11 protein-coding genes are annotated in these 15,791 nt (G+C 71.6%); 5 read left to right on the forward strand and 6 right to left on the reverse strand.

Translation table 11 applies throughout. The features are described from left to right. Window positions 1-2 precede the first annotated feature (2 nt). Entirely contained in the window at window positions 3-1,445 is a 1,443-nt protein-coding gene (locus LOK46_RS00970) for a cytochrome ubiquinol oxidase subunit I (RefSeq protein WP_273562062.1), read from the reverse strand. A gap of 185 nt (window positions 1,446-1,630) precedes the next feature. On the opposite strand from LOK46_RS00970, the gene LOK46_RS00975 reads away from it, so the two are divergent. Continuing rightward, on the forward strand, window positions 1,631-2,443 hold the full coding sequence (locus tag LOK46_RS00975) for a universal stress protein (RefSeq protein ID WP_273562063.1): 813 nt from the start codon (window positions 1,631-1,633) through the stop codon (window positions 2,441-2,443). A gap of 71 nt (window positions 2,444-2,514) precedes the next feature. Here the strand turns inward: LOK46_RS00975 and LOK46_RS00980 are convergent, their stop codons facing one another. Further along, window positions 2,515-3,468: a substrate-binding domain-containing protein gene (locus LOK46_RS00980; protein ID WP_273562064.1), complete on the reverse strand. Its 954-nt coding sequence runs from the start codon at window positions 3,466-3,468 to the stop codon at window positions 2,515-2,517. A 36-nt stretch (window positions 3,469-3,504) separates the two neighbouring features. Beyond that, a complete protein-coding gene (locus LOK46_RS00985; protein WP_273562065.1) occupies window positions 3,505-5,208 on the reverse strand; it encodes a methyl-accepting chemotaxis protein in 1,704 nt (567 codons plus the stop codon). 1,524 nt (window positions 5,209-6,732) lie between these two features. Between LOK46_RS00985 and LOK46_RS00990 the strand changes: the two genes are divergently transcribed. Further along, window positions 6,733-7,452, forward strand: coding sequence for an HWE histidine kinase domain-containing protein (locus LOK46_RS00990; protein WP_273562066.1), 720 nt, complete (start codon window positions 6,733-6,735; stop codon window positions 7,450-7,452). 26 nt (window positions 7,453-7,478) lie between these two features. On the opposite strand, the gene LOK46_RS00995 is transcribed toward LOK46_RS00990, so the two are convergent. After that, window positions 7,479-8,963 carry a methyl-accepting chemotaxis protein gene (locus LOK46_RS00995; RefSeq protein WP_273562067.1) on the reverse strand — a complete coding sequence of 495 codons (1,485 nt, stop codon included), beginning with the start codon at window positions 8,961-8,963 and terminating at the stop codon, window positions 7,479-7,481. A gap of 429 nt (window positions 8,964-9,392) precedes the next feature. After that, window positions 9,393-10,235 carry a factor-independent urate hydroxylase gene (pucL, locus tag LOK46_RS01000; protein WP_273562068.1) on the reverse strand — a complete coding sequence of 281 codons (843 nt, stop codon included), beginning with the start codon at window positions 10,233-10,235 and terminating at the stop codon, window positions 9,393-9,395. 172 nt (window positions 10,236-10,407) lie between these two features. Between pucL and LOK46_RS01005 the strand changes: the two genes are divergently transcribed. Genes LOK46_RS01005 through LOK46_RS01015 form a run of 3 tightly spaced genes read left to right on the forward strand, consistent with a single transcriptional unit; the run spans window position 10,408 to window position 15,319 of the window. Beyond that, complete coding sequence (locus tag LOK46_RS01005; RefSeq protein WP_273562069.1) at window positions 10,408-11,247, forward strand: FAD binding domain-containing protein; 840 nt, start codon at window positions 10,408-10,410, stop codon at window positions 11,245-11,247. After that, on the forward strand, window positions 11,244-13,979 hold the full coding sequence (locus LOK46_RS01010) for a molybdopterin-dependent oxidoreductase (RefSeq protein ID WP_273562070.1): 2,736 nt from the start codon (window positions 11,244-11,246) through the stop codon (window positions 13,977-13,979). Before LOK46_RS01005 ends, LOK46_RS01010 begins: the two co-directional genes overlap by 4 nt. Then, window positions 13,979-15,319: an NCS2 family permease gene (locus LOK46_RS01015; RefSeq protein WP_273562071.1), complete on the forward strand. Its 1,341-nt coding sequence runs from the start codon at window positions 13,979-13,981 to the stop codon at window positions 15,317-15,319. Before LOK46_RS01010 ends, LOK46_RS01015 begins: the two co-directional genes overlap by 1 nt. 16 nt (window positions 15,320-15,335) lie before the next feature. Here the strand turns inward: LOK46_RS01015 and LOK46_RS01020 are convergent, their stop codons facing one another. Continuing rightward, complete coding sequence (locus LOK46_RS01020; protein ID WP_273562072.1) at window positions 15,336-15,782, reverse strand: PTS sugar transporter subunit IIA; 447 nt, start codon at window positions 15,780-15,782, stop codon at window positions 15,336-15,338. Window positions 15,783-15,791 lie beyond the last annotated feature (9 nt).

Here is a 15,791-nt window from a genome sequence, read left to right on the forward strand (position 1 = left end):
GACTACTCCGCGGGCTGCGCGAGGGGGCGGGCGGCATCCTGCGCGCCGGCGACGAGGGCGGGGGCGGGCGTGATGCCGGCGGTGCGGATCGGCTGTCCGGGGGGCGGGCCGGGCTCGTGGGCGTGCGGCGCCTGGTTGAACAGGTGCAGGAGGTACCAGATGCCCGTGCCGAACACCGCGAGGTAGACCGCCGCGAAGGCCGCCAGCGAGGCGGCGACGGCCGGGGCCGCCACCGGGGACACGCTGTCGACGGTGCGCAGGGCGCCGTAGACGGTGAAGGGCTGACGACCGGCTTCCGTCACCGTCCAGCCGGCCGTGACGGCGATCAGCCCGGACGGCCCCATGCCGACGGCGAAGCGGTGCAGCCAGGCGGTGTCGTAGAGCCGTCCCCGATGGCGCAGCCACAGAGCGGCGAGGCCCAGGGCGATCATCAGCAGGCCGAGGCCGACCATGATCCGGAACGACCAGAACACCAGCGGGAGGTTGGTCGGCCAGAGGTCGCGCGGCATGTCGTTGAGGCCGCGGACCTCACCGTCGAGATCGTGGGTCAGGTAGAGGCTGGCGAGGCCGGGGATCCCGATCCGGTCCCGCACCGCGCGTGCCTCCGCGTCCGGCCATCCGAACAGGATCGCGGGGGCCCGGCGCTCCGTCCGGAAATGCCCCTCCATGGCGGCGACCTTGGCGGGCTGGTGCTGGTAGGAATTGCCGCCGTGGAGGTCGCCGATCACCAGCTGGGCCGGGGCCACCGCGGCGGCCATCCACATGGCCATCGAGAACATCAGACGGGCCCGGGGGTTGGCCCGGTCGCGCAGCAGGTGCCACGCGCCCACCGCGCCGACGATCATCGCGGTGGTGAGGTAGGCGCCGGTGACCGTGTGGGCGAAGCGGTAGGGGAAGGACGGGTTGAAGACGATCGCCCACCAGTCGGCCGGGTTGAAGCGGCCGTCCGGCCCGACGACGTGGCCGGTGGGCGTCTGCATCCAGGAATTGGCCGAGAGGATCCAGAACGCCGAGGTGAGGGTGCCGACGGCGACGAGGCAGGTCGCCAGGAAGTGCAGCCCCTTGCCGACCCGCTCCAGGCCGAACAGCATGACGCCGAGGAAGCCGGCCTCCAGGAAGAAGGCCGTGAGCACCTCGTAGCCGAGGAGCGGCCCGAGCACGGGGGCCGTCCGGTCGGCGAAAACCGACCAGTTGGTGCCGAACTGGTAGCTCATGACCAGGCCCGACACGACGCCCATCGCGAAGGCGACCGCGAAGATGCGGAGCCAGTAGCGGTAGGTGTCCAGATAGACGGCCCTGCCGGTCCGCAGCCAGAAGCCTTCGAGCACGGCGAGGTAGCTCGCGAGCCCGATGGTGAAGGCCGGGAACAGGAAGTGCCAGACGACAGTGAGCGCGAACTGGGCTCGCGCGAGATTGACTGCACTCGGCAGTTCGAGGGCGGACATCGCGGTCTCCAGAGGGGACGAACGCGGCAGCTCTGCCGCGGCCCGGAGGCGGACGCGTTGATTCAGCTCAAGGCCGCAGCCGCGAATCCGGGGGCTTCGGCGCGATTGCGCTGGATCAAGGCCGTCGCCCGCGCGTGCGGCGACGGTGGCGCAGGGTCCCGGTCAGGGCTCGCGAGGAGAGCGCCATGTCCTACGCCAACATCCTGGTCTCGGTGGATTTCGCCGAGGCGACGGCCGACCGCGTCCGGCTCGCGGCCGCGCTGGCGCGCCGCTTCGACGCGACGCTCACCGGCGCCGCCGCGGCCGAGGTGCCGGCGCCGCTCTTCGCCCACGACATCCGGGACGCGCAGGCCCAGTACGAGCGCTCGAAGGCGAAGATCCTGCAGGAGGTCGAGCGCGCGCAGGCCGTCTTCGCCCGGTGCGCGGGCACGGCGCCCCGCACCGCCTGGCGGGGCGGCGCGGACCGGTCGTTCGCCCATCTCGTGGAGCGGGGCCGCGCCGCTGACCTGATCGTGGTGGGCGGTGCCGGCGACACCGAGATCGATCCGAGCCCGTTCGGCGTGGCGGTCGCCCCCGTCCTGATGGAGGCGGGGCGCCCCGTCCTCGTCGTCCCGCAGCACTATGCTGGGGAACCGGGCAAGCGGATCGTCGTGGCCTGGAAGGATACGCCGGAGGCGCGGCGGGCGATTTCGGGCGCCCTTCCGTTCCTGCGCTCCGCCGGCCAGGTCTTCGTCGTGACGACCGGTCAGGGCGCCCGCCTCGAGGGGGCCGAGGAGGTCGCGGCCCATCTCAGGCTCCACGGCGCGGCCGTCACGACCCACCTGCTGACCACGGCGGTCAGCGATGGGGAGGAGATCCTGCGGTTCGCCCGCGCGCAGGAGGCCGACCTGATCGTCATGGGAGCCTACGGCCACTCGCGCCTGCGGGAGTGGGCCTTCGGCGGCGCTACCCGCGACGTCCTGCAGGCGAGCAGTCTCTGCTGCCTGATGGCGCATTGATGGCGTGGATTGGCGCGGCGACCGCCTCGATCGCCGACGGGGCGACCGACGCGCGCCCGGCCGGTGCGGTTCTAGCGCGCGAAATGGGTGGTCGACATGCGGTCCGTGACGAGTTCGCACGGGACCCCGTCGACGTGCGGAACCGGCTCGCGCCGGATGAGCGCGAGGGCGTCGTCGACCGCGCGACGGCTCAGGGTGCCGGCGTCCTGGTAGATCGTCACGGCGAGGCGCTTGTCCTGCATCGCCTGCATGCCGTCGGCGGTCGCATCCACGCCGCCGATGAGGATCCGGCCCGCCGGGATCCCGGCAGCCTCGACCGCCTCGGCGGCGCCGAGCGCCATCTCGTCGCTGCCGGCGGCGATGACATCGATGCCGAGGCCGCGGGTGAGCCACCCGGCGACGGCGGCCCGCGCCGGCGCGCGGCCCCCATCGGCCGTCGTCTCCGCGACGAGCCGGAGTCCCGGGCTCACGGAGAGCACGTCCCTGGCGCCCTTCTGTCGGAGCACCGAGGCGGGATCGGAGGCGCTGCCCGCGATGAGCGCGACGCGCCCGGTGCCGCCCAGCATCTGAGCGAGCTTGCGCATCTGCAGACGCCCGGCAACGAGGTCGTGCGGAACGACATGCGTGACCCGTCCGGCGAACCAGTCCGCGCGCGGGCCCTGACCGATGAGGACCAGCGGGACGTCCGCCTCGAGGGCCAGCCGGGTGATCTCCTCGCGGGCCGACAGGTCGACCGGCATCACCACGAGGGCGTCGACCTTCGCGGCGATGAACTTCCGCACCTGAGCGATCTGCACCTCGCCCGCACCCTCAGGTGCCTCGGCGAAGCGGGCCTCCACGCCGCGCGCGCGCGCGTGCTCGTCGAGGCCGTCGTGCAGGCGCCGGGCGGCAGCCGCCGGCGGCGTCAGGATCGCGATCGTGGCAGCCGAGGCCGGAAACGCCCAAGCCCCGAGGGCGAGGACGAGGGTTCCCGTCCGGAGCGACCCGCCGATGAAGCGGCCACGCGCCCACTCGGTTGAGCTCATGAGGCCTGTTCCGTCCCGCTCGCCGCGTGCCCCGTTTCAGGCGGCACGGAGGCTCTCCAAGATGCCGGCGATCTCGTCGCCGAGACGCGCGGTGTCCCGCGTCAGGCGCTCCGCCGCGGTGAGCACGGCGGTCGCAGCCGGATCGGCCGCCTCGGGCGTGCTGGCGACGTCCGCGCTGTCGGCGCCGAGCCGCTCGGTATCGTCTGTCGCCTCCGCGACGGTCAGCGCGACCGCCCGCGCGGCCGCGCCCTGCCGCTCCGCGGCATCGCCTATGGCACGCGCCGCGCGGCTCATGTCCTCGACCCGCGCCGTGATGCCCGCGATTGCCGACACCGCTTCCGCGGTCGAGCCGCGGATCTCGGCCACGTGCTGGCCGATGAGGTCAATGGCCGCCTTGGTCTGAGCGGCCAGGACCTTCACTTCGGAAGCGACCACCGCGAAGCCGCGGCCCGCGTCGCCGGCACGGGCAGCCTCGATCGTGGCGTTGAGCGCCAGAAGATCGGTCTGGGCGGCGATCTTGGCGACCATGCGGACGACGTCGCCGATCCGGTCCACGGCGCCGCTGAGCGCCTGCACGCGGGCGGTGGACTGCACCGCGTCCGCCGCGGCGATCCCGGCCAGGGTTGCGGCGGCCGCTGCCCGCGCCCCGACCTCCTCGACCCCCACCCCGAACTCATCGGCAGAGACGGCGATCCGCCGGACGCTGGATCGCGTCCGCTCGAGCAGAGCACCTATCCTGGCCGATCGACGTTCCGTCTCGCGGATCGCCCGGCCAACGCCGTCGGCGGTCCCGCGCAGCGCCGCAGCGGTGGAAGACACGGTCTCGACGATGCCGGCGATCGTGGTCTCGACCTGCCCGGTCGCCTCTTCGACCACGATGCGCCGCCGCTCGCCCTGCGCGCGCACCCGAGCAGCCTCCGCGTCCCGCAGCTCAGCGTGGCGCAGGATCTCTTGAAGGGCTCTCGTGGCGGCCGCCACGACGCCGAGTTCGACGGCACCCGCGGTCGATGGGATCGCAACCGTGAGATCCTTGTCGGCCAGTCGCTGCAGGGCGGAGGCCAGCGCGGTCATCGGGTGCGCGACGCGGCGCAGGGCGAGTTGCACCAGCCCCAGGGCAGCGAGGGCGGCGCTCAACAGGCCGATCGCGAGCGCCAGGCGATAGGTCGTATCGGCGGCATCGACGGCCTCGACCAGCCCGGTGACGCCGTCGCGGTCGGTCAGCACCGCATCGGCCGCCCGCGTGACGGCCGCGGCGTCGGCCTGCAGCGCTGTCATCAGGACCGTGTCGGCGAGATCGCGTTCCCCGGCACGGTCGTGCGCGGCCACCTCGGCCTCCGCGGCCAGGAAATGCTGCCAGGCTTCCCACAGACCTTGCGCCAGTTTCCGCTCGTCCGCCGTCCTGACGGTGGGCGCGTAGGCGCTCCAGGCCTTCGTAAATGCCTCGTGCGCCCGCGTATTTCGGTCGATGTCGTCGCGGCGCACCGCGACGGTGGATGCGGCGTGCGCCAGATGGTCGAGCGCACGGAGTTCCTGTGTCAGCTGCTTCATGGTGCCGAGAAGCCTGACAGCCGTAATTTCTCGGGCCAGAGATCGACTGGCAAAATCGATCGCGCCGAACTGGACCGCCGTAACGCACCCGATCGCGATGGAGACACAGAACATCGAGGCTGAGAAGCCGATCACAATTGTTCTGAGACGCAGATTACAATGATTTCTGCTCCAGATCGGACGGTACACCATAGACTCTGCCCGAGTCGAGACCTCCATGAGGCATCTATTTTACAATCTGCAGAAAATCAATCGCTCGCGATGATCGTCATCGCCAGTTCATTCGAAACGTTTCTACGCTTTCAAAGTCTATTAATTGGAATTATAGACTGCATTTTTGCATCAAGGTCCGCATTCAAAGCATTTTTATCGCACTCTTAGACATCGGAGATCTATATCGATGGGCAATACTGAGAGGACGCGCGATGTTGTGGGGCGAGCAGCCGTGCGGCGGCAGGCGCGGGTTGGCCGGCCGGACGCCCCGTTTCCCCCGCGGAGAGTCCGGCCCTGGCAGGGGACACGGAACATCCGCTCCGTGGTCCGCTGGCGGCGGAAGTACCCCCTATGAGGCGCTGCCAGGCGAACGCGTCGACACATGAATCGCGGCCGGGTTCATCGCGGCGGGCCGCCGCGGTGAGGGCCGCGTCAGAGCGGCTTGGACTGCTGGGCGCGCATCCACAGCAGACCGGCGACCCCCATCCAGGGACACACGAAGACGATGAAGGCGACCAACCCCATGGGGACCTCCCGGCCGAGTGCAGCGGACGTCAGGAAATGCCCGGGGTTTTTGCCGGATCCCGCTTATCGGACACGGCCCGGGCTTGCCGCGCCATGGCGATCAACTCCGAGGCCGTGAGGCCGCGGAGCGGTGGCGGCTCGGGAAGGGCAGCGAGTCCCGGCGAACGCGGTGCGGGCGGAAGGGCGGCCGCGCGCCCGGGCCAGAGCCGCCCCAGCCGTCCCGCCTTCCGCAAGCTTCGTTCCGCCACGCATCTGTCTCCCGCGCATCGAGTGCGGTCACGGGTAGGCGAGGGCCTCGGAGAAGGTTAGCGGGGCCGGAACAGGGGTCGGACACGGGACCGGCGTCGGGCGTATGCGAGCCCCCCTGGGCAGGCGCGCCCGTCGCCCTACCGCTGGCGTTTTCGCGATTCTCGGCGGATCGGCCGGCAAGCACACCACCGGATGATGTCGCCCGGATCCTCACGAAAGCGGCGCTCAGCCGCCGGCGAGCTCCGCAGGGTCGGGACCGTCGAGAGGGCCGATGCGTCGAGCCACCGGCGCGCCGATGGCGCTGCTTGAGCGAAGGCCACGTCTACTCCGGAAATACCCGATGACACCGCGACAAGCGGCGCGCGATGGCAGCCCTGCTACCGCGAGCATTCCGGGGCGCCGCGTTTTTTTTGAATTGCTGGCTGAATCGAACACGGGTTCGAGAATCGTAGATCGGTTCGGAAAAGCCTGGACGATCATCGTGTCCCGATCGGCTCGGGCTCGGGACACGCGATCAACATCTGCGGCGATCGGCCGGCCTGACGACTTAACGGGTTGCCGTGACTCCCTGACCCCTTCGCGTCGGTACGTGTTCAGATCAGGCGGTGTCGCGCCGGCTTACCCGGCGCGGTTGAGCAAAAATCACCCCTCTGTGATGCTGGCGCAGGACCGCCGCACGCTATCTGAGCTAAACGAACCCTCCCGGCTTTCGGCGCTGAGAGAGCGAACATGGCAGAGCCTGAAGCAACGGACGCGCGCCTCGCGCAGCTCGAAGCGGACAACGCCCGTCTCCGCCGCCTCCTGGACAAGTCCGGGACACCGGACGGTCTGCGTCACGGCTTGCGCGACACGTTGGCGATGCTGCGGGCTGTCCTGCGGCTCTCGGCCGAGACCGCCGAAACCGTCGACGGCTACGCGACGCACCTCGAAGGTCGGCTCGACGCCATCGCGCGGGTGCGGGTCGCGGCCGACACCTTCGGCGAGGTCAGCCTGCACACGCTGATCTCCGACGAGTTGATGATCCACCTGATCCGCGAAGGCGAGCAGGCGACGCTGGAGGGCCCGACTGTGCGCCTCAGGCCGAAGGCCGCGCAGCTGATGGCCCTGGCAGTCCACGAACTCTGCAGCAACGCGGTCGAGCACGGCGCCTTCGGTCTCTCGAAGGGCGGTGTCGACGTCACCTGGGCCGTCGCCGGTGACGGGAAGAGCGCGCCCGGTGACCTGACGCTCGTCTGGAAGGAGTCGGGCGGCACCGGCGTCACGCAGCCGGGCCGGCGCGGCTTCGGCATGCAGGTGCTCACCGAGATGTTGAGCTACGAGCTGCGCGCGGCCGTCGCGCTCGCCTTCGAGCCCGACGGGTTGCGCTGCACGGTGAGCTGCCCGCTGATCCCGCGGATCGGGCGCTTGGTCGAGGACGAGCGCGCGGACGAAGCCGGCGAACCGGGCTGATCCGGCGGCCCCCGCTCGGATCGCCGTCAGCCGAAGGCCCGCGCGGTCTCCCGGACCTGCCGAGTCGCTCGGTCCGCCCGGCCGCTCGCCTCCGCGATCGTGGTCATCCCGCCGGAGATCGCCGCGACGTCCTGCGCGGCGGTCTGCATGCTGCCCGACATCTCGCGCATCACCGCGGATTGCTCCTCCACCGCCGCCGCGATGGTCGACGAGGCGGCGTCCAGGGTCCGGATGGTGCCCTGGATCGCGTCGATGGCGTCGACGGCTTCGCGGGTCGCCGCCTGCGTCGAGGAAATCTGGTGGCGGATCTGATCGGTCGCGCGGCCGGTCTGCGCGGCCAGGGTTTTCACCTCCGACGCCACCACCGCGAAGCCGCGACCGGCCTCACCGGCGCGGGCCGCCTCGATGGTGGCGTTGAGCGCGAGCAGGTTCGTCTGCGCGGCGATGCCGGCGATGAGGCCCAGGACCTCGCCGATCTGCGCGGCCTGGTCGCTGAGGCCGGTCACGATCCGGCCGGTGCGCTGCGCCTGCTCCACGGCCTGCCCGGCCGTCTCGGCGGCGTGGCTCACGTGCTGGCTGATCTCGTCCACCGAGGCCGACAGCTGCTCCGCGCCGGTGGCCACCGACCGGATGTCGCCGGACACGCGGCCCACGCGCGCGACCGCCGCGTCGGCCTGGCGGGTCACATCCGCGACGGCGTCGCCGATGGCGTCCAGCTCCGCGCCGATGGCGCGCTGCGCGGCGGCGCGCTGCTGCCGTTCACGGACCTGGGCGGTGATGTCGGTGGCGAACTTGACGACCCGGACGGGCCGTCCGTCCGAATCCGTGATCGGGTTGTAGGTCGCCTGGATCCAGATTTCGCGGCCACCCTTGCCGGTCCGCCTGAACGCGCCGGACTGGAATTCTCCACGCCCGAGGGCGGCCCAGAACGTCCGGTACTCTTCGCCGACGCGCTCCGCCTCGCCGACGAACAGGCTGTGGTTCCGTCCGACGATCTCGTCGAGCCGGTAGCCCACCGCGTCGAGGAAATTGGCGTTGGCGCTGAGGATCGTGCCGTCCAGCGAGAAGGCGATCACCGCCTGCGAGCGGTGCAGCGCGCTGATCTGCCCCTCGAGATCGAGGGCGCGCAGCTTCTGGGCGGTGATGTCCGTGGCGAACTTGACGATCTTGACCGGTCTGCCGCCGGCGTCGAGCACCGGGTTGTAGGAGGCCTGGATCCAGACCTCCCGGCCCCCCTTGGCAAGCCGCTTGTACTCGGCGCTCGCGAATGTGCCGCGTCGCAGGCTGTCCCAGAACTGCCGATAGGCGTCGCTCTCCCGCTCGGCCGGCGCGACGAACAGGCTGTGATGCTGGCCGCGGATCTCCTCGAGCGCGTAGCCCACCGCCGCGAGGAAGTTCGGGTTCGCGTCGAGGATGGTGCCGTCCAGCGCGAACTCGATCGTGGCGAGAGACCGGCCCAGGGCCGCGAGCTTGGCAGCCTGATCTCTCCGAGCCTTCGCGCGCGCGAACATCGTTTCCTCCGCATCCCGTGACGAGCGTGCGGCCGAAGCGCGCACCTGTGCGATCAGATCAAGTTGTTCTTGATCGAAGTCACTTTTTATCGGGCTGGGCGACGTCAGAGATCTGTCGATGCCCGGCTATAGCGAGACCCGAAATAGGGTGACACCGTTGCGCGGCCGTTAAGATGGCGCGCTCTATCAAGACAATTACGCAGTATGATCGATTATATAGTAATATGCGCAGAGACAGCGATGCAGCTGCAGAGAGTATTAAACCAGCATAGATCAGTGGCGCGACTATCGCACGTTGTGCGTGGCCCGCGAGCACCCGCGGCCCGCCAGTTTGCGGTTGTATGATTGGATCGCGGTTCTACCGCCAGCGATCGACGGGCCGCGCGACGACACGCGCGGAGCCGGAGGGCCGATCGCGGCGCCGGCAAATCAGCCTGTCCGGCCGATCGTCGCCTCGATGCGGCCGTAGGGCTCGTCGGTCGGCAGGAAGACGGTGCCCAGGTTGTCGAGGCCGAACGATGTGAGGTCGATCGGCAGGTAGTGCTTGTTGGGCATGACGAAGCCGATCTCGGCTAGTTCCGGGACGGCGGCGAGCGCGGCCTCGCCCATCCGGTACATGCTGTCCTGGATCCCGCGGCTGTAGGTGGTGCCGAAGACGGTCAGCAGCGTCGCGAGGATGCGGGCGTTGGCCGCGCCGTGATCGCGCGGGGCCGAAGCCCAGGTCCAGGTCGCGTCCATGCTGGTGGCGGCGATGCGGTCGGTCGTGTCCGGCAGGGTCCGGTACTGGTCCGCCACGAAGCCCGTCCAGCCCGACTGCGTGGTCTTCATGAAGGTGTAGCCGCGCAGACCGGAGCGCAGGGTCGACCCGCTCCGGTCGGCGGTCAGCCCCGCGAAGCCGGCGCCGTTCCCGTCCCGCGTGAAGGTGTGGCCGTGCGGCGCGTCCGCGATCGCGTGCCGCAGCCAGCGGACCTCCTCCGCCTCGATCGTGACGGCCTCGACCTGGGGGTAGGTGTCGAGCAGCACCCGCGCGACCGCGGCGACGAACCCCTCGGCGTCGAGCGCGAGGTTCCGCGCCGCCGTCACGTTGACGATGTTCCTGATGCTGTCGGTGGCGATGGAGGCGCGGTTGTCGCCTCCGGTCCAGGCCGCCTCGAAGCGCCCGGTCAGCATGACCGACAGCGTCAGCTCGCGCGGCGTGTGGTGGTCTCCCTCCCGGGCGAGGCGCAGCACGCGAACCCGCTCCTTGCCGTACCGCGATGCCATCAGGGCCATGGGGATCTCCGACCGGATTGTCGCCGGCCATCTCACGCAAGTCTGATTCATCCTAGGGCCACGAGAGTGGGGGCGCCAAGGTTCGAAGGTGTCGGTGCGGCTTGACCGGAGCATGATTAGAACCGGCATACTGTAGCGCCGGGCCGAACCGGCTTCGGACCGGCGAGCGGGCATGGACCTCAACACGATCGAGACCGTCGTCCGGCCCAGGACTCGGACCGAGCTCCCCGCCTGGACGGACGGCGATGCCTGCCTGGGAGGCGGGACGTGGCTGTTCTCCGAGCCGCAGGTCGGGGCGCGGCGCCTCGTCGACCTCGCGACGCTCGGATGGCCCCCGCACGCGATCGACGCGGACGGCCTCACCCTCGCGGCGACCTGCACGATCGCGCAGCTCGACCGGCTCGAACTGCCGCCGGGCTGGAACGCGGCGCCGCTCATCGGCCAGTGCTGCCGCGCCCTGCTCGGCTCGTTCAAGATCTGGAACGTGGCCACGGTCGGCGGCAACGTCTGCCTCGCCCTCCCGGCAGGTCCGATGATCGCCCTCGCGACGGCCCTGGACGCGACCTGCACGATCTGGTCCGCCGACGGGGCCGAGCGGCACCTCCCGATCCTCGACTTCGTCCTCGGGCCGCAGCGGAACGCCCTGGCGCCCGGGGAGATCCTGCGGAGCCTGTCGATGCCGGCCGCGGCGCTCGCGCGTCGCACGGCCTTCCGCCGCATCAGCCTCAGCCCGAACGGCCGGTCCGGCGCGCTGCTGATCGGGACGCGCGGCGCGGACGGCGCCTTCGCGCTCACCGTCACGGCCTCCGTCAAACGCCCGCTCCGCCTCGCCTTCGACGGCGTGCCGGATCCGGTCGAGCTGGCGCGGGCGCTGGAGAAGGCGATCCCGGACGCCCTCTACCACGACGACGTCCACGGGCGGCCCGACTGGCGCCGCCACATGACCCGGCACTTCGCCGAGGAGATCCGCGGGTCGCTCGACGCGGCGCCGTCGCCGGGAGCCGCGCCATGAAGCTCACGATCAACGGGACCGCGCACGAGGGCGCGCCGCGGGCGGGGCAGTGCCTCCGGACCTACCTGCGCGAGGCCGGCTGGTACGGCGTGAAGAAGGGCTGCGACGCCGGCGATTGCGGAGCCTGCACGGTCCATCTCGACGGCGAGCCCGTGCACAGCTGCCTGGTGCCGGCCTTCCGCGCCGAGGGGCGGAGCGTGACCACCATCGAGGGATTGGCCGGTCCCTGCCGCGCCGAGGCGGCCGAGCCCACGGCGTTCCACCCGATGCAGGAGGCCTTCCTGGCGGCCCAGGGGTTCCAGTGCGGCTTCTGCACGCCCGGCATGATCATGACCGCGGCGAGCCTCGATCAGGCTCAGAAGCAGGATCTCGGCACCGCCCTCAAGGGCAATCTGTGCCGCTGCACCGGCTACCGCGCCGTGCGCGAGGCCATCGCGGGCAGCGCGCGCTCGGTCGAGAGCGGCAACTGCGGCGATCCCGTGGGCCGCAACCTCGCGGCACCGGCCGCGCCGCTGGTCGTGTCCGGGCGCGCCCGCTTCACGATGGACGCGCCGCTCGGCGACACGCTCCATCTCAAGGTGCTGCGCTCGCCGCACGCCCATGCCCGGATCGTCGCGATCGACGCGACGGCGGCCCGCGCCGTGCCGGGCGTCGTGGCCGTGCTGACCCACGCCGACGCGCCGACGCGCCGATTCTCGACCGCGCGCCACGAGGACCCGCGGGACGACGCCTCGGACACGCGGGTGCTCGACCCGATCCTGCGGTTCGTCGGCCAGCGAGTCGCCGCGGTGGTGGCGGAGACGGAGGCGGCCGCGGAGGCCGGATGCCGCGCCTTGCAGGTGACCTACGAGGTCCGACCGGCGCTCCTCGATCCGGAGCGCGCCCTGGAGACCGACGCGCCCCGGGTCCACGACCCCCGCGACTGCCCGGGCGAGGACGCACCGCCCCTGGAGAGCCATCCCAATCTCGCCGGCGAGGTGCACGGCACGGTCGGCGACGTGGAGGCGGGCCTCGCCGAGGCCGACTTCGTCTATGCCGGGACGTTCCGGTCGCAGCGCGTCCAGCACGCCGCCATGGAGACGCACGGCTGCGTCGGCTGGCGCGCCGAGGACGGCCGCCTGACACTGCGCACCAGCACCCAGGTGCCGTTCCTGACCCGGGACGCGCTGGCGGACCTGTTCGGCCTGGAGAAGGACGCGGTTCGCGTCGTCTGCGGGCGGGTCGGGGGCGGCTTCGGCGGCAAGCAGGAGATGCTGACCGAGGACCTCGTCGCCCTCGCGGTCCTGCACACCGGGCGGCCGGTGCGCTGGGAGCTGACCCGCCGAGAGCAGTTCGTCGGGACGACGACGCGGCACCCGATGCGGGTGGACGTGAAGGTCGGCGCCCGCCGGGACGGCACCCTCACGGCGCTGAGCCTCGACGTTTTGTCAGATACCGGCGCCTACGGGAACCACGCGGGCGGCGTGATCCACCACGCCTGCCACGAGGTGCTGGCCGCCTATGTCTGCCCGAACAAGCAGGTGAGCGGCCGCGCCGTCTACACCCACACGGTGCCGGCGGGGGCCTTCCGCGGCTACGGGCTGAGCCAGACGATCTTCGCGCTGGAATCCGCCCTGGACGAGGTCGCCCGCGAACTCGACCTGGACCCGTTCGCCCTGCGGCGGCGCAACGCCGTCAAGCCGGGCGACGAGATGGTGTCGAACAGCCTGGAACCGCACGACGTGATCTTCGGCAGCTACGGGCTCGACCAGTGCCTCACCCTGGTCGAGGACGCGCTGCGGGCCGATCCGGGGCCCGAGCCCGAGCCCGGCTGGCGCGCCGGGACCGGCATGGCGATGGCGATGATCGACACGATCCCGCCGCGCGGCCACCACGCCGACGCGCGGGTCAGCCTGGACGCCGACGGGCACTTCACCGTGCGCGTCGGGACGGCCGAGTTCGGCAACGGCACCAGCACGGTGCATCGGCAGATCGCGGCCTCGGCCCTCGGCGCCGCGCCGGAGCGTGTCCGCATCGCGGGCGCGGACACGGATATCGTCGGTCACGACACGGGCGCCTACGGGAGCACCGGCACCGTGGTGGCGGGTCTGGCGACGCTGCGCGCCGCCGAGGCGCTCGCGGTCCGGATCCGCGCGCGGACCGCGGAGATCGCGGGCGCGACCCCGGAATCCTGCCGTCTGGCCGGCGAGCAGGTCGAGACGCCGGCCGGCCCGGTCACGCTGGCGGCGGTCGGGCCCCTGGAAGCGACCGGCCGGGCCGACGGCAGCCCGCGCTCCGTGGCGTTCAACGTCCACGCCTTCCGGGTGGCGGTCGACCCGGTGAGCGGCGCGGTGCGGATCCTGAGAAGCGTTCACGCCGCCGATGCCGGCCGGGTGATCAACCCCATGCAGTGCCGCGGTCAGGTCGAGGGCGGCATCGCGCAGGCGCTCGGCGCGGCGCTCTACGAGGACGTCCAGGTCGCCGAGGACGGGAGCCTCGTCACGCAGACGTTCCGCGATTACCACATCCCCGCCTGCGCCGACGTGCCCGAGACCGAGGTGCTGTTCGCCGACACCCACGACAGCGTCGGCCCCCTCGGCGCCAAGTCGATGAGCGAGTCGCCGTTCAACCCGGTGGCGGCGGCACTCGGCAACGCCATCCGGGACGCGACCGGGGCTCGCCTGACCGCGACCCCCTTCGCGCCCGACAGGATCTACCGGGCCGTCGCGGCCGACCGGGCCGGGCTCGCGTGATGGACCGCCCGCGGGACGCGGTGCCGGCGGCGAGGCCGGGCTTCCTGGAACGCACCTTCCGCCTCGCCGAGCACGGCACCAGCGTGCGCACGGAGCTGCTGGCGGGGCTGACCACCTTCCTGACGATGGCCTACATCGTCTTCATCAACCCGAGCATCCTGGGGGATGCCGGCATGCCGCGGGGCGCGGTGTTCGTGGCGACCTGCCTCGTGGCGGCGCTCGGCTCGCTGATCATGGCGCTGTACGCCAACTACCCGATCGCCCTCGCGCCCGGGATGGGGCTCAACGCCTACTTCACCTACGTGGTGGTCCAGCAGCTCGGCTTCACCTGGCAGGCCGCCCTCGGCGCGGTGTTCATCTCGGGCGTGTGCTTCCTGATCGTCACGCTGACCGGGCTGCGCGCGCTCATCGTCGACGGGATCCCGCGCTCCATGCGGATCGCCATCACGGTGGGGATCGGTCTGTTCCTGGCCATCATCGCGCTCAAGAACGCCGGCCTCGTCGCGGCGAGCCCGGCGACCTTCGTCACCCTCGGCGACCTGCACAAGCCCGAGGCGATCCTGGCGGTGCTGGGCTTCCTGATGGTGGCCGTCCTGTCCGCCCGGAAGGTTCGCGCGGCGCTGCTGTCCAGCATCCTCACCGTCACGGCGCTGAGCTTCGTCTTCGCCGGCAACACCTTCCAGGGCATCGTCTCCCTGCCGCCCTCGATCGCCCCGACCCTGTTCGCCCTCGACATCCCGGGCGCGCTCTCGGCGGGTCTGCTCAACGTGATCCTGGTCCTGTTCCTGGTGGAGCTGTTCGACGCCACCGGCACGCTGATGGGCGTGGCGAGCCGGGCCGGGCTCCTGACCGACGGCCGGATGCGCCGCCTCGACCGGGCGCTGATGGCCGATTCCGCCTCGGTCTTCGCGGGCTCGCTCCTCGGCACGTCGAGCACCACAGCGTATCTGGAGAGCGCCTCCGGCGTCGAGCAGGGTGGCCGGACCGGGCTAACGGCCGCCACGGTGGCGGTGCTGTTCCTCGCCTGCCTGTTCTTCGCGCCCCTGGCGGGTGCGGTGCCCGCCTACGCCACGGCGCCGGCGCTGTTCTACGTCGCCTGCCTGATGCTGCGCGAGCTGGTCGAGCTCGACTGGGACGATCTCACCGAGGCCGTGCCGGCCTGCGTCACGGCCCTGCTCATGCCGTTCACCTACTCGATCGCCACCGGCGTCTCCTGCGGGTTCATCACCTACGCGGCGCTGAAGCTGCTCGCGGGCCGCGCCCGGGAGGTGAAGCCGATCGTCTGGGTGATCGCCGCGGTCTTCCTGTTCAAGTTCGTCGAGACCGGCGGCGCGCACTGACGGCCGCGCGGCGCCCTTACCGGCCCGTCGCGGCCGCGTAGAGCGCCGCCGCGTCCCGCGCGCCGCGCATCGCCGCGGCGGCCCCGGGGTCGCGCAGGCGACGCGCCACGCAGGCCAGCGCGTTCAGCGTCTCGCCCTCGGCGGCGGTCGGGAGCAGCAGCAGGACGACGAGGTCCACCGGCCGGTCGTCGACCGCGTCGAAATCGATCGGGTCGCGGAGCCGGGCCAGGATGCCGTACGGGCGCGCGACAGCCTCGAGCCGCGCGTGCGGCAGGGCGATGCCGTCGCCGACCCCGGTCGAGCCCAGGGTCTCGCGCCGGATCAGCGCGGGGAGGATCGTCTCCGCGGCGAGGCCGACGGCACCGGCGGCGCGGCGCGCCAGCTCATCGAGGAGCGCGCCCTTGCTGGCGGCGCGCAGGCCGATGAGCGCGTCGGAGGGCCCGAGGATCCGATCCACACTCATCGCGCGGGA

This window comes from Methylobacterium sp. NMS14P, assembly GCF_028583545.1.
Taxonomy (GTDB): Bacteria; Pseudomonadota; Alphaproteobacteria; order Rhizobiales; family Beijerinckiaceae; genus Methylobacterium.

What these genes read in the sequence shown, in the direction of transcription:
- LOK46_RS00970 (WP_273562062.1), bottom strand. Translation starts at nt 1,445, where the DNA reads ATGTCCGCCCTCGAACTGCCGAGTGCAGTCAATCTCGCGCGAGCCCAG.
- LOK46_RS00975 (WP_273562063.1), top strand. Translation starts at nt 1,631, where the DNA reads ATGTCCTACGCCAACATCCTGGTCTCGGTGGATTTCGCCGAGGCGACG.
- LOK46_RS00980 (WP_273562064.1), bottom strand. Translation starts at nt 3,468, where the DNA reads ATGAGCTCAACCGAGTGGGCGCGTGGCCGCTTCATCGGCGGGTCGCTC.
- LOK46_RS00985 (WP_273562065.1), bottom strand. Translation starts at nt 5,208, where the DNA reads ATGGTGTACCGTCCGATCTGGAGCAGAAATCATTGTAATCTGCGTCTC.
- LOK46_RS00990 (WP_273562066.1), top strand. Translation starts at nt 6,733, where the DNA reads ATGGCAGAGCCTGAAGCAACGGACGCGCGCCTCGCGCAGCTCGAAGCG.
- LOK46_RS00995 (WP_273562067.1), bottom strand. Translation starts at nt 8,963, where the DNA reads ATGTTCGCGCGCGCGAAGGCTCGGAGAGATCAGGCTGCCAAGCTCGCG.
- pucL (WP_273562068.1), bottom strand. Translation starts at nt 10,235, where the DNA reads ATGGCCCTGATGGCATCGCGGTACGGCAAGGAGCGGGTTCGCGTGCTG.
- LOK46_RS01005 (WP_273562069.1), top strand. Translation starts at nt 10,408, where the DNA reads ATGGACCTCAACACGATCGAGACCGTCGTCCGGCCCAGGACTCGGACC.
- LOK46_RS01010 (WP_273562070.1), top strand. Translation starts at nt 11,244, where the DNA reads ATGAAGCTCACGATCAACGGGACCGCGCACGAGGGCGCGCCGCGGGCG.
- LOK46_RS01015 (WP_273562071.1), top strand. Translation starts at nt 13,979, where the DNA reads ATGGACCGCCCGCGGGACGCGGTGCCGGCGGCGAGGCCGGGCTTCCTG.
- LOK46_RS01020 (WP_273562072.1), bottom strand. Translation starts at nt 15,782, where the DNA reads ATGAGTGTGGATCGGATCCTCGGGCCCTCCGACGCGCTCATCGGCCTG.